18 protein-coding genes are annotated in these 21,907 nt (G+C 65.9%); 9 read left to right on the top strand and 9 right to left on the bottom strand.

What is annotated here, in order from left to right; genetic code table 11:
* Positions 1-8: 8 nt before the first annotated feature.
* Together AC1RKI_RS14080 and AC1RKI_RS14085 are read right to left on the bottom strand one after the other, a co-directional pair.
* Positions 9-326: an H-NS histone family protein gene (locus tag AC1RKI_RS14080; protein WP_061956967.1), complete on the bottom strand. Its 318-nt coding sequence runs from the start codon at positions 324-326 to the stop codon at positions 9-11.
* 773 nt (positions 327-1,099) lie between these two features.
* Positions 1,100-2,488 (bottom strand): NCS2 family permease, encoded by a 1,389-nt coding sequence (locus AC1RKI_RS14085; protein WP_061956965.1) that lies wholly within the window; start codon positions 2,486-2,488, stop codon positions 1,100-1,102.
* A 446-nt stretch (positions 2,489-2,934) separates the two neighbouring features.
* On the opposite strand from AC1RKI_RS14085, the gene AC1RKI_RS14090 reads away from it, so the two are divergent.
* Positions 2,935-3,897 carry a chemotaxis protein gene (locus AC1RKI_RS14090; protein ID WP_061956964.1) on the top strand — a complete coding sequence of 321 codons (963 nt, stop codon included), beginning with the start codon at positions 2,935-2,937 and terminating at the stop codon, positions 3,895-3,897.
* A gap of 440 nt (positions 3,898-4,337) precedes the next feature.
* Here AC1RKI_RS14090 and AC1RKI_RS14095 read toward each other — a convergent pair whose 3' ends face one another.
* From AC1RKI_RS14095 to pdhA, 4 genes are all read right to left on the bottom strand, one after another.
* Positions 4,338-4,991, bottom strand: coding sequence for a peroxiredoxin (locus AC1RKI_RS14095; RefSeq protein WP_061956963.1), 654 nt, complete (start codon positions 4,989-4,991; stop codon positions 4,338-4,340).
* Positions 4,992-5,136: 145 nt separating this feature from the next.
* Positions 5,137-6,270, bottom strand: coding sequence for a dihydrolipoamide acetyltransferase family protein (locus tag AC1RKI_RS14100; RefSeq protein WP_061956962.1), 1,134 nt, complete (start codon positions 6,268-6,270; stop codon positions 5,137-5,139).
* 63 nt (positions 6,271-6,333) lie between these two features.
* A complete protein-coding gene (locus AC1RKI_RS14105) occupies positions 6,334-7,314 on the bottom strand; it encodes an alpha-ketoacid dehydrogenase subunit beta (protein WP_492795797.1) in 981 nt (326 codons plus the stop codon).
* Positions 7,307-8,398 (bottom strand): pyruvate dehydrogenase (acetyl-transferring) E1 component subunit alpha, encoded by a 1,092-nt coding sequence (gene pdhA, locus AC1RKI_RS14110; RefSeq protein ID WP_061957020.1) that lies wholly within the window; start codon positions 8,396-8,398, stop codon positions 7,307-7,309. Before pdhA ends, AC1RKI_RS14105 begins: the two co-directional genes overlap by 8 nt.
* 240 nt (positions 8,399-8,638) lie before the next feature.
* On the opposite strand from pdhA, the gene AC1RKI_RS14115 reads away from it, so the two are divergent.
* The 5 genes from AC1RKI_RS14115 (at position 8,639) to AC1RKI_RS14135 (ending at position 13,213) form a co-directional block, all read left to right on the top strand.
* Complete coding sequence (locus tag AC1RKI_RS14115) at positions 8,639-9,517, top strand: TauD/TfdA dioxygenase family protein (protein WP_061956960.1); 879 nt, start codon at positions 8,639-8,641, stop codon at positions 9,515-9,517.
* A gap of 66 nt (positions 9,518-9,583) precedes the next feature.
* Complete coding sequence (locus tag AC1RKI_RS14120; RefSeq protein WP_227460845.1) at positions 9,584-10,618, top strand: ABC transporter substrate-binding protein; 1,035 nt, start codon at positions 9,584-9,586, stop codon at positions 10,616-10,618.
* Position 10,619: 1 nt separating this feature from the next.
* Complete coding sequence (locus tag AC1RKI_RS14125; RefSeq protein WP_490714219.1) at positions 10,620-11,507, top strand: ABC transporter ATP-binding protein; 888 nt, start codon at positions 10,620-10,622, stop codon at positions 11,505-11,507.
* Positions 11,504-12,373, top strand: a complete 870-nt coding sequence (locus AC1RKI_RS14130; RefSeq protein WP_061956957.1) for an ABC transporter permease — start codon at positions 11,504-11,506, stop codon at positions 12,371-12,373. The genes AC1RKI_RS14125 and AC1RKI_RS14130 overlap by 4 nt, the downstream gene beginning before the upstream one ends.
* Before the next feature lie 72 nt (positions 12,374-12,445).
* The gene (locus AC1RKI_RS14135; protein ID WP_227460847.1) at positions 12,446-13,213 is read left to right on the top strand and encodes a class I SAM-dependent methyltransferase; all 768 of its coding nucleotides are present in this window, start codon (positions 12,446-12,448) and stop codon (positions 13,211-13,213) included.
* A 16-nt stretch (positions 13,214-13,229) separates the two neighbouring features.
* Here AC1RKI_RS14135 and AC1RKI_RS14140 read toward each other — a convergent pair whose 3' ends face one another.
* Positions 13,230-14,456 (bottom strand): MFS transporter, encoded by a 1,227-nt coding sequence (locus AC1RKI_RS14140; protein WP_061957102.1) that lies wholly within the window; start codon positions 14,454-14,456, stop codon positions 13,230-13,232.
* Between the two features lie 208 nt (positions 14,457-14,664).
* On the opposite strand from AC1RKI_RS14140, the gene AC1RKI_RS14145 reads away from it, so the two are divergent.
* Positions 14,665-15,471, top strand: a complete 807-nt coding sequence (locus AC1RKI_RS14145; RefSeq protein ID WP_492795802.1) for an IclR family transcriptional regulator — start codon at positions 14,665-14,667, stop codon at positions 15,469-15,471.
* Positions 15,472-15,726: 255 nt separating this feature from the next.
* Positions 15,727-16,953 (top strand): GGDEF domain-containing protein, encoded by a 1,227-nt coding sequence (locus AC1RKI_RS14150; protein ID WP_061957100.1) that lies wholly within the window; start codon positions 15,727-15,729, stop codon positions 16,951-16,953.
* 43 nt (positions 16,954-16,996) lie between these two features.
* Here AC1RKI_RS14150 and AC1RKI_RS14155 read toward each other — a convergent pair whose 3' ends face one another.
* Positions 16,997-18,418, bottom strand: coding sequence for an aldehyde dehydrogenase family protein (locus AC1RKI_RS14155; RefSeq protein WP_492795804.1), 1,422 nt, complete (start codon positions 18,416-18,418; stop codon positions 16,997-16,999).
* Between the two features lie 111 nt (positions 18,419-18,529).
* On the opposite strand from AC1RKI_RS14155, the gene AC1RKI_RS14160 reads away from it, so the two are divergent.
* Positions 18,530-19,489, top strand: a complete 960-nt coding sequence (locus AC1RKI_RS14160; RefSeq protein ID WP_492795806.1) for a LysR family transcriptional regulator — start codon at positions 18,530-18,532, stop codon at positions 19,487-19,489.
* 55 nt (positions 19,490-19,544) lie between these two features.
* Here the strand turns inward: AC1RKI_RS14160 and AC1RKI_RS14165 are convergent, their stop codons facing one another.
* Positions 19,545-21,887 (bottom strand): cytochrome P450/oxidoreductase, encoded by a 2,343-nt coding sequence (locus AC1RKI_RS14165; protein ID WP_492795808.1) that lies wholly within the window; start codon positions 21,885-21,887, stop codon positions 19,545-19,547.
* Positions 21,888-21,907: the final 20 nt, after the last annotated feature.

Consider the following 21,907-nt stretch of genomic DNA (forward strand, 5'->3'; position numbering starts at 1 on the left):
GGCCCCAATCAGGCCTGTTCGATCAGGAAGCGCTCGGGGCGCTTGCCCAGCCATGCCGGGGCGCGGCCACGGCCCGACCACGTCTTGCCGGTCTTGGGGTCGCGATACTTCGGGGGCAGCGCCGAAGTCTTCTTCGGGGCGCCGCCGGTGCTGCCGGCAGGGCGTCCGCGACGGCGCTTCGGGGCGATGTCTTCCGCGGTCAAATCGTATTCGACCATCAATTGGCGGATCTGCTCGATCACGCCGGATACCTCAGTGGCACGGACTTCGTGCAGCTTGGCTTCCAGTGCTTCTTTTTCGGCCAGCAGTTGCTTGTATGTCGGCATTTTTTGGATCCCCAGTGCAGAGTGGCAGCCCGTTGCATGAGCCATGCATTGCGGCCGCATAACAAAAATACTACAAGAATTATCCGTGCAAACACGATTCAAACGTGAAATGCAAAAAAAACTGGCCAGATCGATGTCAAACCGGCAGGCAATCGACTCGATTATCGATCGCTGCCGGTGATCAACCTTTGGGTTTCATCGACGGCGGATGGCATCGTAACCAAAAGCGGCAATTGGAAGCAATACGCCCATGCCAATTTTCGTCAATTTACCGCTCCCGGGTCCGGATAGATCAATTGGGCGCTCGTCGCAAGTCAATTGTAAGGTTGACACGGTGCGCGTCCAGACTGGCTTGCCAATTTGCTACCTCAATGGCCATTGGCATGAATGCCGTAGTGGGGCAATTCCGCCATGTCGCTGTGGTGTCAGCGAATCAACATTCATCCGAAGATTCCGATGCTGACAAATTTATCATTGCGTTTTCCGAGACGAGATCGGAAAGCGCCAATCGCGGCGACGCTTTGATGAAGCGATACGGCGACGGCGTCGGAAATTCAGATTGTCCGACGCGGCATCGCGGTAATTCGTGGGAGCGGAAATTCGGAAGCGCGGTGTCGCTATCGGCGTGCCGTTTTATTTCGATCGCGGTGCAACGGCGGGTGCGCACAAATAAAAAAGCCCTCGGAGGGAAAGTCCCCGAGGGCGGCAAATCCACCGGTGATCCCAGGTGGAGGAGACATCGTCGTTGTGGATGTCGCAGTGCGCGATACAGATTAGATGGCCCAGCCTCCGGCATAAAACGCGGCCAGTGCCACGGCAATCGCCACGGTGCCAATATTGAGCTTGCGCCATTCGCCGGCCACGATGCGGCCAATCACCAGCGTGCAGAAACCAAGCATGATGCCGGTGACGATATTGCAGGTCAGCACAATGAACACCGCGCAGACCAGACCGGCCAGCGAGTCGACCAGATCGTCCATATGCAGGCGCGAGACGCTGGAAAGCATCAGCAGGCCCACGTACATCAGCGCGGGCGCCGTGGCGTACGACGGCACCAGTCCGGCCAGCGGCGAGAGGAACATCACGGCAAGGAACGCCAGGCCGACGGTGACCGCGGCCAGCCCGGTGCGCGCGCCAGCCGCCACGCCCACCGTCGATTCGATGTAGGCCGCCGCAGGTGCGCCGCCAAAGAACGCCGAGAAGATCGAACTGACCGAATCGGCGGTCAGGGCGCGGCCGCCGTTGTGGATGCGGCCAGTGGCGTCGAGCTGGTTGGCCTGTCCCGCCACGGCGCGGATCGTGCCGGTGGCGTCGAAGACCGCCGTCATCACCAGTGCCAACACGCTCGGCAGCACCGCTGCGCTCAGCGCGCCGCGAATATCCATCGCACCAATCAGCGATGCATGGCCCGGTGCCGACAGCGTCGGCAGCGCGAACACGCCGGTGAACTTGACGGCCGGATCGAATATCAGGCCCAGCGCGGAGATGGCGATGATAACCAGCAGGATGCCGCCGGGCACGCGACGGCGTTCCAGCCCGAAGATCGCGGCCAGCCCCAGCACCGACATCATCACCGGGAAGGCGGTGATGTGACCCAGCGCCACGGGCAGTCCCGGGCCGGGGTTCTTGACCACCAGCCCGACTTCGTTCGAGGCGATCAACAACAGGAACAGGCCGATGCCGATGCCCGCGCCGTGCGCCACGCCGGCGGGCAGGTTGCGCAGGATCCACGACCGCACGCCAGTCACGGAGATCGCGGTGAATACCACGCCCATCAGGAACACGGCGCCAAGCGCCACCGCCGGCGACAGCTTCTGCCCCAGCACCAGCCCGAATGCCATGAACGCGGTCAGCGATATGGCGCAGCCGATGGCGATCGGCAATCTGGCCCACAGGCCCATCAGCAGCGATCCGAAGGCCGTGGTCAGGCATACGGCCACGAACACCGCGCTCGTATCGAAGCCGGCTTTGCCCAGCATGCCGGGCACCACGAACACGGCATACACCATCGCCATGAACGTGGTGATGCCGGCAACGACCTCGCGCCGCTGGGTGCTGCCGCGCGCGCTGATCTCGAAATACTGGTCGATCCTGCCCGCGGCTTGCGATGCGGGGCGTACGGCCTCTGCGTCCGTGACGGACGGATAGGGCTGTTCGATCATGCTTGTCTCCTTGCTGGGGCGCTGCGCGCGTCCGCGTACGGATCGTGCGTCAGTCTCGTCTCACGTGGTTCCGGGGGTGCGAGGGCGGAGGTCCCGTGGCATCGGGCGAAGGGTGCGGGCGTCTCGTTCCTCGGTGTCCGGCGCGGGGGCCGGGGGCCGGTCGGCGCCTCTGGCGGGCGGGATCTCGGCGAGGCTCAAAGGTAGGCGAGGCATCCTGCGGGTTCATCATCGGCCGCGCATGCGCAACATGCCCGCGACCGAATAACCACGGCCGCGCGGTGCTCCGCAAGGCTCAGGGATTTCCCTCGGTGGCGCGTGGCGACGCCGTCCAGGCCAGCTACACGTCACAAGCGCGCCGCGTGAGCGCTGCGGCGCTAAAGGTCGCGCGCCCCGCGCCGATAGCCCTTTGGCAACACCCATATTCACCAAGCCAGCGGAGCCACAGCATGACCAGCGCGATGAGGGACATCGACGAGCGCACCAACCTGACCAACAACAACCAGTTCGAGTTGCTGTTGTTCCGACTTGGCGATGCGACACACAGCGGACAGTCCGAACTGTTCGGCATCAACGTATTCAAGGTGCGTGAAATCCTGGTCATGCCTTCCGTGACGACCGTGGTGGGCGCGGGACCATCGATCCTTGGCATGGCCGATATCCGCGGTCAGGTGATCCCTGTGATCGATCTGCCGCGGCTGCTCGAATGCACGCCGAAATCGGGCCTGAACATCATGCTGGTGACCGAATACGCGCGATCGACGCAGGGCTTCGCCGTCGAGGCCGTCGAGGAAATCGTGCGCCTGGACTGGAGCCAGGTGATCTCGGCCGAGACCAGTGTGAAGGGCGGGCTGGTGACCAGCATCGCCAAGCTCGATGCGGGCGGCGACAATCCGCGCCTGGTGCAGGTACTCGACGTCGAGCAGATCCTGCGCGACGTCCTGCCGACTCGCCAGCCCGATGTGGATCCGTCCACCGTGGGCCCGCAACTGAATCTGCGCCCGGGCAGCAAGGTGCTGTGCGCCGACGATTCGGCGCTGGCGCGCGGCCTGATCGAAAACGGCCTCAAGGCGATGGGCGTGCAGGTGGTGATGACCAAGACCGGGCAGGAAGCCTGGGAGATGCTTGGCCAGATCGCCGACCTCACGGCAAGCCAGGGCAAGACCATCCGCGACGAAGTGGCGCTGGTGCTGACCGACCTGGAAATGCCGGAGATGGATGGCTTCACGCTGACGCGCAAGATCAAGGCCGATGCGCGGCTGAAGTCGCTGCCGGTGGTGATCCATTCCTCGCTGTCGGGCGAGGCCAGCGAAGAGCACGTGCGCAAGGTCGGCGCCGACGCCTACGTATCGAAGTTCCTGGCCAAGGACCTGGCCGATACGATCCGCGGCGTGCTGGCGCGCCATCCGTAACGCATGCCGGCCAAGCCGGCTTCCGAAAGGCGTCGCGCACAAGGCGCCCTCGTCATGCACCGGGACACACGCGGCGACCGCATTCGCATCGCGCGAAGCGCGTCGCCGCTTGTCGATTGCTGCGTCATCTTGCGCGATGTGTCGGCATCGCTTAGCGCGCCTGATGCGCCGCCGTCAAGCACAAAACGTCGCCAATCAGCATCGCTTCACGGCACGCATAAATTCCGTCGCAACGCAACAAAACCCCCGCAATTCTGACTGCACAAAAAAAAGGCAGTCCAGCTCGATCCAGTACCGGCGCGGGCTGGCAGGTTGTCAAGAGGGGGATTATCCACGCAACCTGTGGATAGTTCGGCGAGGCCGCGCAGCAGTCGCCGGCAGGGATGCCGGCGCGGCCAGCCGTGTCGTCGCACAACGCGCGGCGTGATTGCCGCGCGCGTTTATTTGGGTTGCGCCACCGTGCGCAGATATGGCTTCAGCGTCTTGAATCCGTCCGGATATTTTTTCTTCGCGTCGTCGTCGGACACCGAAGTCGGAATGATCACGTCGTCGCCCGGTTTCCAGTTGACCGGTGTCGCCACCGTGTGTTTCGCGTTGAGCTGCAGCGAATCGAGCAGGCGCAGCACCTCGTCGAAATTGCGTCCCGCGCTCATCGGATAGACCAGCATCGCCTTGACCTTCTTGTCGGGGCCGATCATGAATACCGAGCGGATGGTGGCGTTGTCCACGGCCGTGCGCGCCCCGCCGCTGGCTTCGGGATGAATCATGTCGTAGAGCTTGGCGACCTTGAGATCGGCGTCCCCAATCATCGGGTAGTTGATGGCGGTGCCCTGGGTTTCCTCGATGTCCTTGGCCCAGCGCGCGTGGTCGTCCACGGGGTCGATCGACAAGCCGATGATCTTGGTATTGCGCTTGTCGAACTCGGGCTTCAGCTTGGCCATGTAGCCAAGTTCGGTGGTGCACACGGGCGTGAAATCCTTCGGGTGCGAGAACAGGATGGCCCAGCTGTCGCCAATCCATTCATGAAAGTTGATCTTGCCCTCGGTGGTGTCCGCGGTGAAATCGGGGGCGGTTTCGCCAAGTCGAATGGCCATGGTCAGGCTCCTTCGGTAGGGTGCGTGGTGGGTCGGTCGGAGAGGTTCGGGTCTGGCGCATCCAGTATAGGAACGGAATGCGCGGGCGGTGGTTCATGCGCTTGGATGAGCCACGCGTCGATGCCGGTAGCGTGCGAATCACTTGCTAGTCCGGGCGCTCCAGATCGGCGATGACCGCGCGCAGGAAGCGAGCGGCCTCGCCGCCCGTAACCACGCGGTGATCGAATGTGAGCGATAGCGGCATGACGCGATGCACGGCTGGCGCGCCGCCGAAGGCCACCACTTCGTCGCGAATGCGCCCCGCGCCCAGAATCGCAACGGTAGGCGGCACCACGATCGGCGCCGCGTAGCGCCCCGCGATCATGCCGAAGTTGGAAAGCGTGATGGTGTTGCCGCGCATTTCCTCCGGCGCGATCGTGCGGGCCAGCACATCGGCGCGCATGCGGTCCAGCCCCGTGCGCAGGTCCGCCGCGTCGCGCTTGCCCACGTTTCGCAGCACGGGCACGAATAGTCCCTCGGGCAGGTCCGCGGCGATGCCCACGTCGATTCTCTCCAGCACATGACGCCGCCCGGTCTGGCCCTCGTACCACGCGTTGAGCACAGGCTCGGCGCGCACCCCGGCCACCAGCGCGCGCACCAGGCGGATCGTGATGTCGTGGCCGCCTGCCGATGCGCCCACGGATTGCCAGGCGTGCAGGTCGGCATCATCCATCACGGTAGCCGCGGCTACTTCGCTTTGCGCTCGCGCCATGTTCTGCGCCATCGCGCGACGCACGCCGCGAATGACTTCGGCCGGACCGTTTTCCGTAAGCGCGGTGGCCACGCGCTGCACGTCGGTCGCGGTGATCACGCCGTCGTGGCCCGATGGCGTCACCATCGCCAGATCCACGGACAGCTTGCGCGCCAGCGCGCGCACCGCAGGCGTGGCCTTGATGCCGTGCCCGCCCTGTATGCCCGATGCGCCGATGCGCGCTTGCTCATCCCTGATCACATGGGTGCCGACCGTGACCGAACCGACCACGGTACCCGCATCGTCAGAAGCGCCCGCCCCCTCGAAGCCGACCAGCGGCGCACCAAGATGCACGATATCGCCGGGCTGCGCGAACAGGCGCGCCACCTGGCCTGCGAACGGCGACGGGATCTCGACGATCGCCTTCGCGGTCTCTACCGACAGCAGCGGCTGGTCGGCGTCGATGCTGTCGCCGGGTTTGACATGCCACGTGACGATTTCCGCTTCCTGCAGGCCTTCGCCAAGGTCGGGCAGCTTGAAGATCCGCATCGTTGTCTCCTGTTGCCAGCAATCGCCAATCCTGTTTCGGGTGGGGTGGCGCGTGGCGAACCCTCACGACGCCGCCAGCGCCCGATGCGCCGCGTCGACGATGCGCGCCACCGATGGCAGGTAACTATGCTCCAGGCGCGCCAGCGGCACCACGGTGTCGTATCCGGTGACGCGCTGCACGGGCGCACTCAGCGAGTAGAGCCCGGCCTCGGCCAGGTTGGCGGCGATCTCCGCGCCGACGCCTGCCGTGCGCGGCGCTTCGTGCACGATCACGCAGCGACCGCTCTGCGCCACTGATTCCAGGATCGTCTCCATATCGAGCGGCTTGAGCGTCGCCACATCGATCACGCTGGCGGACACGCCCTCGTCGGCCAACTGGTCCGCCGCGGCGAGCGTTTCCTGGATCATTGCGCCCCAGCTCACCAGCGTGATGTCGGTGCCATCGCGCAGCGTGAAGCAGACGTCGAGCGGCAGGGCCTCGCCGGTGTCCTCGACGGGCTGGCGGAACAAGCGGTACAGCCGTGTGGGTTCGAAGAAGATCACCGGATCGGGATCCCGGATCGCCGCGAGCAGCAGCCCGTAGGCGCGCGCCGGCGATGACGGCATGACCACGCGCAGTCCGGGGATATGCGCGAACAGTGCTTCGGGGCTGTCCGAATGATGTTCCGGAGCATGAATGCCGGCGCCGCTTGGCGCGCGCACCACCAGCGGACAGCCAAGTCGCCCGCGCGTGCGATGCCGCATATGGCCGGCGTGATTGAGGATGTTGTCGAGCGCCGGATAGATAAAACCGGCGAACTGGATCTCCGCCACCGGCTTGAGTCCCATCGCCGCCATGCCGATCGCCGCGCCGACGATGCCGCCTTCGGTCAGCGGCGTGTCGATGACGCGCGCTTCGCCAAAGCGCGCCTGCAGGCCGACCGTGGCGCGGAACACGCCACCGTTCACGCCGATGTCCTCGCCGAGCAGCAGCACGTCGGCGTCGTTGGCCAGCGCATGCGCCAGCGCCAGGTTGACCGCTTCGACCATGTGCAGTTCAGCCATGATGCGTCTCCGGTGCGCCGGCCGCATAGCGCTGCGCGGTGTCGAGCTGATCCGCCATGGCGGCGGGCAGCGTTTCATACAGGCAATCGAACATCGCCGACACGTTGGGCAGCGGCGTCTTGAGGTAAGCGTCCACCGCGGCGCCGACGGCCTGCTGGCATTCGCGCACCAGCGCTTCCTCGCGCGCGGCGTCCCACGCATCGAGGCTTGCCAGATAGCTGCGCAGCCGTGTGATCGGCTCGTGCCGCCAGGCTTCCTTCACGGCCGCTTCGTCGCGGTAGCGCGATGCATCATCGGCCGTGGTGTGGTCGCTCAGCCGGTATGTGACCGCTTCGATCAGCGTGGGACCTGAGCCGCTGCGCGCGCGCTCGATCGCCTCGCCCACGCGATGCCGCACCGCGACGATATCGTTGCCGTCGACCTGTTCGCCCGGAATGCCTGCGGCGATGGCCTTCTGCGCGAGCGTGGGCGCGGCGGTCTGCCGCGCGCGCGGCATCGAGATCGCCCACTGGTTGTTGTTGACGACGATCACCAGCGGCACCTGCCACGCACCGGCCATGTTCATGCCTTCGTAGAAATCGCCGGTCGACGTGCCGCCATCGCCGAGGATGCACACGGCCACGCGCGCCTCGCCGCGCAGCTTGCAGGCATAGGCCACGCCCGCGGCGTGTCCTACCTGCGTGCCGATCGGCACGCAGTTGCCGAAGTCGTGCGGCGCTGCGGAAAAAGCGCTGCCGCGTTCGTCGCCGCCCCAGTACAGCAGGCTTTCGGTCATCGTGACGCCCCGCACAAATTGCGCGGCGTGGTCGCGGTACGACGGCACCAGCACGTCTTCCGCGCGCATCGCGCTGGCCACGCCAACGCCGATCGCTTCTTGTCCCAATGCCGATGCGAACGTGCCGATCTGCCCGGTGCGCTGCATCGCAATTGCCTTGAGGTCGAATTGCCGCGTCAATACCATGGCGCGGTACAGCGGCAGCAGTGCGGCCGGATCGCGGGCAAATTCGGGGAGATCGGGCGCGGCGGCGCCCTCGGCGGACAGATAGCGGGTAAAGCCGATTTCAAAGCGCGCAACAGTGCCCATGTGGAAGTCCCCTTGTGGTTCGCTGTGTCCTGTGCGGCGCAGCATCTTGTGGACGCTGCTGCATGCAATATAGGGCACGCCAACGCGGAACGGGCGTGCGGTGCCGCACGCCGACGCGGGGCGCGGTGCACGCAGCCATATACGCACAGCGCATAACGGCGCACGATTTGATTCGTTGCGCGCGCGATGCGGCGTCCATACAGTGCAAGGCTTGTGCTTCCCCCAGAGCCTGTGACTGTCATGACTTTTGCCGCTGCAGATACCGTTCAGGATTTCGAGATCCGTCCATTCGACGCCGCGCTCGGCGCGGAAGTGGTCGGCCTCGATCTGAATCAGCCCCTTTCCTCCGCAGATTTCCAGCGCATTCATCGCGCGCATCTGGATCACCATGTGGTCGTGTTCCGCGACCAGCGCATCACGCCCGCGCAGCAGGTGGCCTTCAGCCGGCGCTTCGGGCCATTGCAGATTCACGTGCTGCACCAGTTCCAGCTGGCCAACCATCCGGAGATCCTGATCGTCTCCAACGTGGTCGAGAACGGCAAACCAATCGGGCTCGGCGATGCCGGACATTTCTGGCACTCGGATCTTTCGTACAAGGAAAAGCCGAGCCTGGGGTCGCTGCTGCACGCGATCGAACTGCCGGCGCAGGGCGGCGACACGTTGTTTGCCAACATGCACACCGCATGGGAGACGCTGCCGCCGGCGCTGCAACGCAAGGTGGAAGGCTTGCGCGCCGAGCATACCTATCTGGCGCGCTACGCGGAGCTGCAAAAGCGCAGTCCGTGGCGTCCGAACCTGACGCCGGAGCAGATTGCGCAGGTCAAGCCAGTGGTGCATCCCGTGGTGCGCACCCATCCGGAAACGGGCCGCAAGGCGCTGTTTGTCAGCGAGCATTTCACCACCCGCATCATCGGCCTGCCCGACGAGGAAAGCCGCGCGCTGCTGGACGAACTGTTTGCGCACAGCGTGAAGCCCGCGCACGTCTACCGGCATCAATGGCGCGAACACGATCTGGTGTTCTGGGACAACCGCTCGCTGCTGCATCTTGCCGGCGGCACACCCGATGATCTGCGCCGCGTGATGTACCGCACGACGATCGAGGGCGATACGCCGTTCTAAGGCCCGCCCTCGGCGGCCACGCCTGCAATTTTCTGCATACCGACTGACTCGCACCGGAGCTACTGCATGCCCCTGTTTTCGTTCGCCAACACGGCCAACACCTTTGCCCGCCGCGCCACGCTGGCAGTTCTGACCGCTGGCCTCGCGCTGAGCGGCGCCGCCCATGCCGAAGGCAGGCTGCGCATTGCCGAGCAGTTCGGCGTGGTCTATCTGCTGCTCAACGTGGCGCGCGACCAGCAACTGATCGAAAAGCACGGCAAGCAGCAGGGCGTCGATATCAAGGTGGAGTGGACGCAGCTGTCGGGCGGCGCGGCGGTCAACGATGCACTGCTGTCGGGCTCGATCGATATCGCCGGCGCCGGCGTCGGCCCGTTGCTCACGCTGTGGGACCGCACGCGCGGGCGTCAGAACGTCAAGGGCGTGGCGTCGCTTGGCAACTATCCGTACTACCTCGTCAGCAATAATCCCAAGGTGAAATCGATTGCCGATTTCACCGAAAAGGACCGCATCGCATTGCCGGCGGTCGGCGTGTCGGTGCAATCGCGCGTGCTCCAGCTAGCCGCCGCCAGGCAGTGGGGCGACAAGGAGTTCAATCGTCTCGACAAATGGACCGTGGCGGTGCCGCATCCCGACGCGGCGGCGGCAGTGATCGCGGGGGGCACGGAAATCACCGCGCATTTCGGTAATCCGCCGTTCCAGGAACAGGAGCTTGCGGGAAATCCCAACGCGCATATCGTGCTCAATTCTTACGATGTGCTTGGCGGTCCCAGCTCGGCAACGGTGCTCTACGCCACCGAGAAATTCCGCAATGACAATCCGAAGACGTACCGCGCATTCGTCGATGCGCTGGCCGAGGCCGCGCAATTTGCAAGCAAGAATCCCGAAGCGGCGGCCGATCTCTATATCCGCGTCAACCAGGCAAAAATCGATCGCACGCTGCTGGTGAAGGTGCTGAAGAATCCGCAGGTCCAGTTCAAGGTGGCGCCGCAGAACACCTATCCGCTCGCGGAATTCATGCATCGCGTCGGCGCGATCAAGAACCAGCCGAAATCCTGGCAGGACTATTTCTTCCAGGATCCCGTCACCGCGCAGGGGAGTTGAGATGGCCGACGGCAATCACGGCGGCGCGCATCTGCGTGTCGTGTCGCATCCGCAGCCGCTGCTGCAGGTTGACGAGGTGTCGCTGGAATATCGCACGCCGCAGCGCGTGGTGCGCGCCACGCATCGCGTCAGTTTCGATGTGCATGCGGCCGACCGCTTTGTGCTGCTGGGCCCGTCGGGCTGCGGCAAATCCACGCTGCTCAAGGCGGTGGCAGGATTTGTGACGCCGGCCGAAGGGCAGATTCGTCTCGAAGGGCAGCGTGTCGATGCGCCCGGTCCGGATCGCATCGTGGTGTTCCAGGAATTCGATCAACTGCCGCCGTGGAAAACCGTCAAGCAGAACGTCATGTTCCCGCTGCGACACGCGCGCGGATTGTCGAAGGCCGAAGCCGCGGACGTGGCGCTGCATTTTCTCGACAAGGTTGGCCTGTCCGCATTTGCCGACGCCTATCCGCACACGCTGTCCGGCGGCATGAAGCAACGCGTGGCGATTGCGCGCGCGTTGGCGATGCGGCCGAAGGTGCTGCTGATGGATGAACCGTTTGCCGCGCTCGACGCACTGACGCGCCGGCGCATGCAGGAGGAATTGCTGGCGCTTTGGGAGGACGCGGCGTTCACGCTGTTGTTCGTCACGCACTCGATCGAGGAAGCGCTGGTGGTAGGCAGCCGCATTTTGCTGCTGTCGCCGCATCCGGGCCGCGTGCGCGCGGAGCTCAACAGTCATCAGTATTCGCTGGCCAGCCAAGGCAGCGCCGATTTCCAGGCCGCCGCGCAGCGCATCCATCAGATGCTGTTCGAGCAGCCTGCCGATGGCGTTTTGGCAGCGACGGAGACCGACGCCGCGCACGCGCCGCAACCCACCGTTCACGCCGCGGGGCACCGATCATGAGCACGATGCAAGCACCGTTGCGCGCCGAGTACGAGCGCGCACTGGAACCGTTCACCGCACAGCCGCTGTCGCAGGCGTTGCCGTGGCATCGGCGGCTGTGGGAGCTGGGCTGGCTACGCAAGGGCGCGCTGCTGATCGTGCTGGCGCTGATCTGGGAGATTGCCGCGCGCGTGCAGGACAACGATTTGCTGCTGCCGACGTTCATGGCCACGGCGCGCGCGTTTGTCGATGCCATCGTCGACGGAGAATTGCCGGGCAAGGCCGTGGTGTCGCTATCGGTATTGCTGCAGGGCTATGCCGCCGGGATCGTGCTGGCATTCGTGCTGACCACGCTGGCCGTGTCCACGCGCATCGGCCGCGACCTGCTCGAAACGCTGACCGCGATGTTCAACCCATTGCCCGCGATCGCGCTGTTGCCGCTGGCGTTGCTCTGGTTCGGCCTGGGCAGCAAGAGCCTGATTTTCGTGCTGGTGCACGCGGTGCTGTGGCCGTTGGCATTGAACACCTATGCGGGGTTTCGCGGCGTGCCTGAAACGCTGCGCATGGCGGGCCGCAACTACGGGCTGCGCGGGCTGCGCTACGTCGTGCTGATCCTCGTGCCGGCGGCGCTGCCGGCAATCGTTTCGGGGCTCAAGATCGGCTGGGCATTTGCCTGGCGCACGCTGATCGCGGCCGAACTGGTGTTTGGCGCTTCGTCGGGCAAGGGCGGTCTGGGCTGGTACATCTTCCAGAATCGCAACGAGCTTTACACCGATCGGGTCTTTGCCGGGCTGGCCACGGTGATCCTGATCGGGCTGGCCGTGGAAGGGCTGGTGTTCACCACGCTGGAACGCCTGACGGTGCGGCGCTGGGGCGTGCAGCACTGAGTGATCGAACTGCCGAGCGATTGCGGCAGCGTGGCTTGCCGCAGTCATGAAGCCGGCGTATCGTGACGGGCCATGACGACAATCCATCATGCCGCGGCCCAGGGCTTCTCCGCCCAGGCCGATACCTACGCCCGCGGGCGTCCCGATTATCCCGCCGAGCTGGGCGGCTGGCTGCGCGATACGCTGGGCCTGGCCGAGGGCCGAAGCGTGGTCGACCTGGGCGCCGGCACCGGCAAGTTCACGCGCCTGCTGTTGCCCACCGGCACCAGCGTTATCGCCGTGGAACCGGTCGACGCCATGCGCGCGCAACTGTCATCCCGACTGCCTGACGTGACGGTGCTGGCGGGCAGCGCGGAATCGATGCCGCTGCCCGATGCCAGCGTCGATGCGGTGGTTTGCGCGCAGGCGTTCCACTGGTTTGCCAACGCCGCGGCGATGCAGGAAATCCGCCGCGTGCTGAAGCCGGGCGGACGGCTGGGGCTGGTCTGGAATGTCCGCGACGAATCGTATCCGTGGGTGGCCAAGCTCACCGCAATCATGACGCCGTACGAGGGCGATGCGCCGCGCTTCTACAAGGGCGACTGGAAGAAGGTGTTCCCGGCCGAAGGGTTCGGGCCGCTCGCGCTGACGCGCCTGCCCTATACCCACAACGGCTCGCCCGAGCATGTGATCGTCGATCGCGTGATGTCGGTGAGCTTTATCGCGTCGTTGCCGCAGGCTGAGCAGGATGCGGTGCGCGCGCGGCTGCGCGAAGTGATCGCCACCGATCCGGCGCTGCAGGGCCGCGACGAGGTGTCGTTCCCGTACAGCACCGAAGCCTACTGTTGCCAGCGCCTGTAGCCGCCAACGCCATCGCTCAGGCGGCAGGCGCCAACTGGGCGCGGTAGCGCACGGCCAGCACCTGGCTCAATCCCAACGCGGCCAGCGCGCTGAGCGCGGCAAACAGGTACACGGCCGGATAGCCGCCGTGTTTGGCGATCAGGCCGGCCACCGGGCCGGTCAGGCCCAGCGCGAAATCGAGGAACAGTGCGTAAGCGCCGAGCGCCGAGCCGCGGTTGGTCGCGGGCACGCGCTTGACCGCTTCCATGCCCAGTGCGGGAAACACCAGCGAGAAGCCGAACCCGACCACCGCGGCGCCGGCCAGCGCCTGCCATGGCGCATGAGCCATCCAGATGATGGCAAGCCCGGCCGCTTCCACGGCAAACGACACCAGCGCGACCGCATAGCCGCCAAATCGTCCGATCGCATCGGCCATCACCAGTCGCGTCAGCACGAAGCAGGTGCCCAGCGCCGTCAGCGCCAGCGCGGCGTGGTCCCAGCCATGGTTGGCGTAATAGAGCGTAATAAATGCGGTGATCACGCCAAAGCCGACCGACCCCAGCGCCAGGCAAAGCCCGAACGGGGTCATGGCGCGAAACACGCGGCGAAACGGCAGGCGCTCGCCCTTGAGGATCGGCACGGGCGGGCGGCGCCGCGCCAGCAGCAACGCCACGCCAGCGATCACGGCCGTCACCACGCCAATCGTGCCGAGCCCGCCGAATCCGGCCAGCACCACACCCACCGGCGCACCCACGGCCAGCGCGCCATAGGTGGTGATGCCGTTCCACGAGATCACCTTGGCGGTGTGCCGCGCCCCGGCGCTGCTGATGCCCCACGCGATCGTGCCGGTGGTGACCAGGCTTTCGCCGGCGCCCAGCATCAGCCGCGCCGCCAGCAGCCACGTCAGTCCCAGCCAGTGGCTGCCGGCAAACAACGCGGCGATCAGCGTCAGCACGCCGCTGCCGGTGCATAGCATCAGGCCGGTGAGCACGGACCGCTTGGGCCCCTGCGTATCGCACAGCGTGCCGGCCCACGGGCGGCTCAGCAGCGTGGCCAGATACTGGATGCTGACGGCAAGTCCGGCCAGCACCGCGCTGTAGCCGAGATCGCCGTGCACGAAGCCGGGCACCACCGCCAGCGGCAGACCCACCGCGAGATACGCGATGAAGTTGAAGGCGACCACGGCAAGGATACGGCGGGTCACATTATCAGTGGCGGATTCGCCATGCGGCGGCGACGCCGGGGAAAGGCTTGGGGAAGACATCGTGATTTGGGGGCGCGCAAGTGGCCGGGCTTTCGCATTCAGGAATGAAAACCTAGGGAAAACCCGGAAGGCGACATCATACCGGCAATGTCCGCGGCGCGTGTGCCGGGCGTGCCGTTGCCGTTCCATTGACAACCCCCAGGCCGTTCTATACGGTGAGTGCCCGTTCCCGATTGCCCAACTGCCGCCGATTTGCGGCCATGTCTCGATGCCCCGCAAAGCCGCCCAGATCTCCGAAGCCGACAAGCACGCCGCAGAAGGGGGCGCCGTCGCCGTCGATCGGGCGCTGTTCGTGCTGTCGGTGTTCCGGATCGGCGATGCCGCGCTGGGCCTGGCCGAACTGGCACAGCGCAGCGGCCTGTACAAGAGCACGCTGCTGCGGCTGCTGGCATCGCTGGAACATGCGCGGCTGATCCAGCGCCTGCCCGACGGACGCTATGCGTTGGGCTCCGAGATTGCGCGGCTGAACGCGGTGTACGCGGCGGCGTTTTCGCTGGAGCAGGTGGTGATGCCGGCGCTGCGCGAACTGGTGCGCGTCACGCGCGAATCGGCGGCGTTTCATGTCGAACAGGGCGAACATCGGCTGTGCCTGTATCGCGTGGATTCGCCGCAGCCGGTGCGCGACCATATCCGCGCCGGCGACCTGCTGCCGCGCAACCGCGGCGCGGGCGGCCGCGTGCTGCGCGCTTTTGCAGGCGCGCGCGGAGAGATCTACCAGCGCATCCGCGATGAAGGCGTGATTGCGCTGGTCGGCGATCGCAGTCCGGACATCGCCGGCGTGTCGTCGCCGGTGTTCGGCCCCGGCGGCGAACTGAAGGGGGCGCTGACGCTGACGTGTCCCACGCCGCGTTTTTCCCCGGCATTTCGCCAGCAGGTGCTCGACGCCGCGCGCGCGCTCACGCTTGAGTTGGGCGGCAGCTTTCCCGACGTGGCGCCCGCGCCGGCCGGGGCTCGCGCAACGCACGACGCCACGCGCGATTCTGCCCAGCCGCTCGCGCTGCCGCACGACGACTGAGCTGGTAGCGGCGGCCAGCGGCGTCCGCCGTGCGATGCCCGCCGCGCTTTTTGTCGCCGCCGCGCTTTTCCTTCTATTTCAATCTGTTACGGCGCGTGTGTACCCGGCTTGTCGGGGGTGCCCGCACCCCCGGACGCGGGCTATGATGCGAGCTTTCGCGCCGATCAAACAGCCGTTGCCCCGTTGGGTCGCCCGTTAAGGGTTAACGTGGATAACGGCAGCCGCCTCCGGTAGCTTTAGAGGATTTCAATTCCCGTGCACCTGGCTCAGCAGACCATTCTGGTCGTCATGATGGTGGTTTTCTCCAGCACCCTGGTCATGGCCGCGGGGCTGGTCCTTGCGCTGCGCGCAAGCGACGCGGGTCGCCTGTGGGCCACCGGCCATGTGGTGGCGTCCGGCGCCGGTCTGGTGGTGGCCGCCGGCGCCGCCGACGGATCGCTGCAGCTTGCCGCGCTGGGGGCCGGTTTCTATCTGATCGGCCGCCTGACGATCTATCGCGGCGTGCGCGCCTACTACGGTCTGCCCGATCGTGCCGCGCTGCTGCGCGGCATCGGTATTGTGGCGTTCGTGCTGATGGTGCTGATGGCGGGCGTGTCCGATGGCCGGCTGCTGGTGCACGGCGTGGCCTACGGCATGCTGGCGATGATCTCGTTTGCCACCATCGTCACCATGCTGGGCAGCAAGCGCGGGCGCACCAGCATCGGCGGACCGCTGGTGCTGGCGTCGCATCTCGTGCTGCTTGGCTCGCAGGTGGCCGCGCTCAGTTATGGAGCGGCGTTCAAGGGCATTGCCATCACGCCGTTCTTCCTGCAGACCAGCTCCAGCATCTGGCCGCTGGCGCCAATGGTGGCCGTGTTGCTGGGCCTGTTCGGCTTCAGCCTGATGGCGATGGAGCAGATCATCGCGCAGAACGAAAACGGTGCGCGCCTGGATGCGCTGACCGGCCTGCTCAATCGTGGCGCGCTGGACATGACGGCGGTGGCGATGGTGGCGCGCTGGCAGCGCGACGGTGACGCGCTGTCGTGCCTGGTGATCGACGTCGATCATTTCAAGCTGGTGAACGACCGCCACGGCCATCACGCTGGCGACAGCGTGCTGCGCGAAATTGCCACCGCGCTCGATAATTCGCGGCGGGCGTCCGATATCGCCGCCCGCTACGGCGGCGAGGAGTTCTGCATTCTCTGCCCTCATACCGACGAGCACCAGGCGACCGCACTGGCCAACCGCATCCTGCGCAAGGTGCGCGCCATCCAGTTGCCGGGCGGGGGCGGCCACGCCAGCGTCAGCATCGGCATCGCGCAGTTGCATGGCGGCCCGCCCAGCCGCGAAGGGCTTTGGCGCAACCTGTTCGCCGATGCCGACCGCGCGCTCTACCTGGCCAAGCAGCGCGGTCGCGACCAATTCGTGCTCGGCTCCAGCATGGCCGAAGCGGTCGAGACGGACGAGTTGCAGGCACAGATCGACTGCGTCGGCGCGGTCTAGCGGCGCCCACGCGCGCAACGCACCGCCGCCGCGCCCGGCCGTCTCAGGCCACGCCGAGCAACGACTTCGGCTCCATGAACGCCTCCAGGCCGAAGGTGCCGTATTCGCGGCCGATGCCCGATTGCTTGAATCCGCCGAACGGTGCCGCGGGTTCATGACGCAGCGTGTTGACCAGCACGCGCCCGGCTTCGATCTGCAATGCCACCTCGCGCGCCCGCGCGGTGTTCGACGACAACACATAGGCCTGCAGGCCATAGGCAGTGTCGTTGGCCATCCGTATCGCGTCCTCCGTGTCGTGATAGGCGATGATCGACAGCACCGGGCCAAAGATTTCCTCGCGTGCGATGGCCATGTCGTTGGTGACGTCGCTGAACACGGTCGGCCGCACGAACCATCCTGCATCGATGCCGTCGGGGCGTCCCACGCCGCCAGCGATCAGACGCGCGCCTTCTTCCAGCCCGATGCGGATATAGCGCTGCACGCGATCCCATTGTTTCTGGCTGACCATCGGGCCGATGCTGGTTGCCGCATCACGCGGATCCCCCGAACGAAACTCGGCGACGGCTTTCACCACGTGCGCTTCGAAAGCGCGCAGCGACGCCGCGGGCACCAGGATGCGCGTGCCGGCAATGCAGGCCTGTCCGCTGTTCATGAAGCCGGCGTGCAGCGCCAGCGGCACGGCCTCGTCGAAATTTGCATCGTCGAGCACGATGACTGGTGACTTGCCGCCCAGCTCCAGCGTGGTGCGCTTCAAGGTTTCGGCTGCGCCGCGCAGGATCGATTTGCCCACCGCGGTGGAGCCCGTGAAAGACAGCTTGGCGACGTCGGGATGCGTGGCGATGGCGGCGCCCACGGTTTCGCCGCGGCCCGTGACGATATTGAACACGCCGGCCGGTGGTTCCGCCGCGTGCAGCGCCTCCGTGACGATGCGCGTCTGCATGGCGCTCATCTCGCTGGGCTTGATCACGGCGGTGCAGCCTGCGGCCAGCGCCACCGCCAGCTTGCCTGCGATGAAACCCGCATCGTTGTTCCACGGCGTGATCAGCCCCGCCACGCCGAGCGGCTGCATGATGACTTCCGCACTGCCGGCGCGCCGCGTGAACGGATAGTCCTGCAGCACGTTGGCAGCGTCCAGCAGCACGTCGCTGGCGTGCCGCGCCATCCATCGCGCGCGTGATGCGGGCGCGCCATATTCCTCGACGATCGCCTCGATCAGGTCCGCTTCCCTGGCCGCCAGCGCGCGGTGCATGCGCTGCAGCATGTCCAGACGGTCCTGGCGGGAACTGCGGGAAAACGTCGTGAAAGCGCGCCGGGCAGCGTCCACGGCGCGCGCCGCGTCCAGGGCGTCGGCCAGTCGCACGCGGCCTGTCACCTGCTCGGTGGCCGGATTGAACAGGTCGAACCATTCGGTGCCGTGCGGTTCGACAAAGGCGCCGTCGAGGTAGATCTTGTCGATGATTTGCATGATGTGCCCGGCGATGCGCCGGTATCTGGTGGTCTCGATGACAAGATAGGCCGCGCCGATTGCGTTGACTAGACGTACAATTCGGGACGTTCTATTGAGCAATATCGGACAATGAAAACCTCGGGTCTGGCTGAACTTGAATCGGTGCTGGCGGTGGCGCGCCATCGCAGTTTTCGGGCGGCGGCGAATGAACTGAGCGTGTCCACCTCGGCGCTCAGCCATGCCGTGGCCGCGCTGGAAGCGCGTCTTGGCGTGCGGCTGTTCCATCGCACCACGCGCAGCGTGGCGCTCACGGAAGCCGGCAGTGCGTTTGTGGGCAGCGTGGCGCCCGCGCTGGCCTCGATCCGCGAGGCCATGGCGCAGGCCGGCGACTTTCGCGATACGCCGTCGGGCACGCTGCGCATCAATACGTCGCTAGGCGCCGCGCATCAGGTGATGCCGGTGTTCGCGGCGTTCCTGCAACGCTATCCCGACATGAAGCTGGACATCGTTACCGAAAACAAGCTGGTCGATATCGTCGTGGAAGGATTCGATGCCGGCATCCGCCTGGCAGGCACCGTGCCGCAGGACATGATCGCGGTGCCGTTTGGCGATCGCCAGCGCTTTGCCGTGGTCGGCAGCCCGGCATATTTTGCGGACCATCGCAAGCCGCGCACGCCGGCCGATCTCAAGGCGCATCGCTGCATCCGCAGCCGCATGCCGAGCGGCGCGATCTACCACTGGGAATTCGAACGGCATGGGGAGGTCATGCGCTTTGACGGCGATGGCGCGCTGACGCTGGACGATGCAGGCCTGATGTTGAAAGCGGTGCGCGCCAGCCTTGGGCTGGCCTATCTGACCGAATGGAACGTTGACGCCGATGTGCGGGCCGGCACGCTCGTGCGCGTGCTGGAGGACTGGACACCGCCGCTGGACGGGCTGTGTCTCTACTATCCCAGCCGTCGCCATGCTTCGGCCGGGATGCGCGCGCTGGTGGAACTGATCCGCGAATTTGCCGATGCACAACGCAAACGCCCGGTGCGCGCGGTTCCCGCAATTCGCAAGCGCGCAAGCAAGGCGCGCAAATCGTGAGGCGTTGCGCTGTCTGTGCGGCGGCGAGGCGCCTCGCCGCTTGCCGCCGCGCTTGCTAGAGCGCCAGCACGATCTTGCCGCCGCGCATCGCGCGCGAGCAGCACGACATCATGCGGTCGTTGGCGTCGCGCTCGGCGCGCGTCAGTACCACGTCGCGATGATCAACGTCGCCGGCCAGGACGCGCACCTCGCACGACCCGCACAGCCCTTCCTCGCAGTCGCTTTGCACGTCGATATTCGCGCAGCGCAGCGCCTGCAGTAGTGTCTGCGTGGCAGGGACATCCAGCGTCAGGCCCGAATCCTTCAGTTCCACCGTAAATGGCTGTTCGCGGTCGGGATCGAGCGCGCCCAGCGTCGAGCTGAAGTGCTCGACGCGCAAGCTGTCTTCGGGCCAGTGCGCACAGCACGCCTGAAGCGCGTCGATCATGCGCGCCGGGCCGCATGCATAGATCTGCGTGTCGCCGTTAGGCGTGCCGAGGATTTGCGCGAAGTCGGCGCGCTGGCCTTCGTCGCGTACATGCGCCCGCAAGCGCGCACCGTGCAGCGCGGCGAGTTCGTCGAGCAGCGCCATCGCCGTGCGCGAGCGGCCGCAGTAATGAATCACGTAATCGATGCCGAGCGCTTTCGCGCGCCGCGCCATGGCGCTGACCGGCGTGATGCCGATGCCTCCGGCAATGAAGATCGCCTTGCGGCAGGTCTCGTCGAGCCGGAAGTGGTTGCGCGGGCCCCGCACCTTGACGCGATCGCCCACGCGCAGGTTGCCGTGAATCCACGCGGACCCGCCGCGGCTTTGCGCTTCGCGCAGCACGGCGATCTCGAATACGCCGAGATCGTCAGGATTGCCGCATAGCGAATATTGCCGCGAGATGCCGCTATTGCCGCATTCGACATCGATATGCGACCCGGCGCTCCAGCGCGGCAGCGCGCGGCCATCCGGCGCGGCGAGCCGGATCTTCAGCACATCGTCGGCTGCGCGCTCCAGCGCCTGCACGACCAGCGTGCGGCCCATCGACGCGCCGGACGGTTCGCCGATGCGCACCGCGTCGCGCGGCGCCAGGACGGCGGTATTTACGCGCTCCGGATTCTGCGCCGGATCCCATTCGACCCAGAGATGCTCGGGACCGCGGAACGATGTGTTGGGCACATAGGTGAAGCGCTGTTCGGCCAGCCGCAGATGCGGCAGCCGGCTGGTCAGCTCCTCAAGGAAAATCTGCATTTCCATGCGCGCGAGGTTCTTGCCCATGCACTGGTGCGCGCCGTAGCCAAAGGTGAGCTGATCGCTGGCGTTGTCGCGGTGGATATCGAACAGGTCCGCATCGGCGAAATGGCGCTCGTCATGGTTGGCCGACGAGGTCACGATCAGCAGCTTGCTGCCCGCCGTCAGCGCAATGCCGCCGACAGTGGTGTCGCGCGTGACGACGCGTCGCCAGGCGGCCACAGAGCCGTTGTGGCGCAGGCATTCCTCCACCGCGTTGGGGATCAGCGCGGGATCCTCGCAGATCTCGCGCCACACGTCGGGATGTTGCAGTAGTAGCTTGATCGCGTTGGCCGATGCATTGGCAGTGGTTTCGTGCGCGGCCACGATGCCAGCCATCATCATCGAATGCAGGTACGAGTCGGTCACCACCTCGGGCAGTTCGCGCTGCTTGCGCAGGCCGTACTGCATCCAGCCAGGCCCGGAAGGGTCCTCGCGCATCTTGTCGAGAATGCGCCCCGCCAGTTGCCAGAAATTGCCGACCGCGTGCGCCACGGCCACCTGTTCCTCGGGTTTCGGGCGGCCCCAGGTGTTCACCGTATGCGCGATGGAATACTGGCGCAGCAGATCCATGTCTTCTTCGGGCACGCCAAGAAAATGCAGCGCCACGGTCAGCGGCACTTCCCAAAGCAACTGATCCACCAGATCGGCGCGACCATCGTCGATAAAGCGGTTCACGTATTCGCGCGTCAGGCGCCGCACCATCGGTTCGTGATGCGCCAGTTCGGCAGGGGTGAACGGTTCCATCAACGCGCGGCGGCGCGGCATGTGCGCCGGTTCGTCCTCGTTGACCAGCGTGCGGTTCATCGCGTAGCCGTACGACGCCAGCACCGCATTGGCCTCTTCACCGGTCGGGGTGATTTTTTCGAGTGCGATGGCGGGGCTGAACGTGATGTTGTCGCGAAAGATCGCCTTGATGTCGTCGTAGCGCGTGACCACCCAATAGCCGAGCTTCGGGCTGTAGAACACGGGCTCCTGCTCGCGCGACCAGCGCACGTAATCGGGCGGATCCTGCTGGTAGCCGTCCTCGAATGGATCGAACGCCGCCGCATTGTGGCTGACCGGACAGCCATTGGGCGCGCGCAGGCCCGAGTGGTCGACGGGACAGCCCGCGCGCTGCGCAGGAGGGAAAGCTTGGGACATACGGAACTCCAACAGCGGAA

This window comes from Cupriavidus sp. GW822-FHT06G04, from assembly GCF_058799075.1.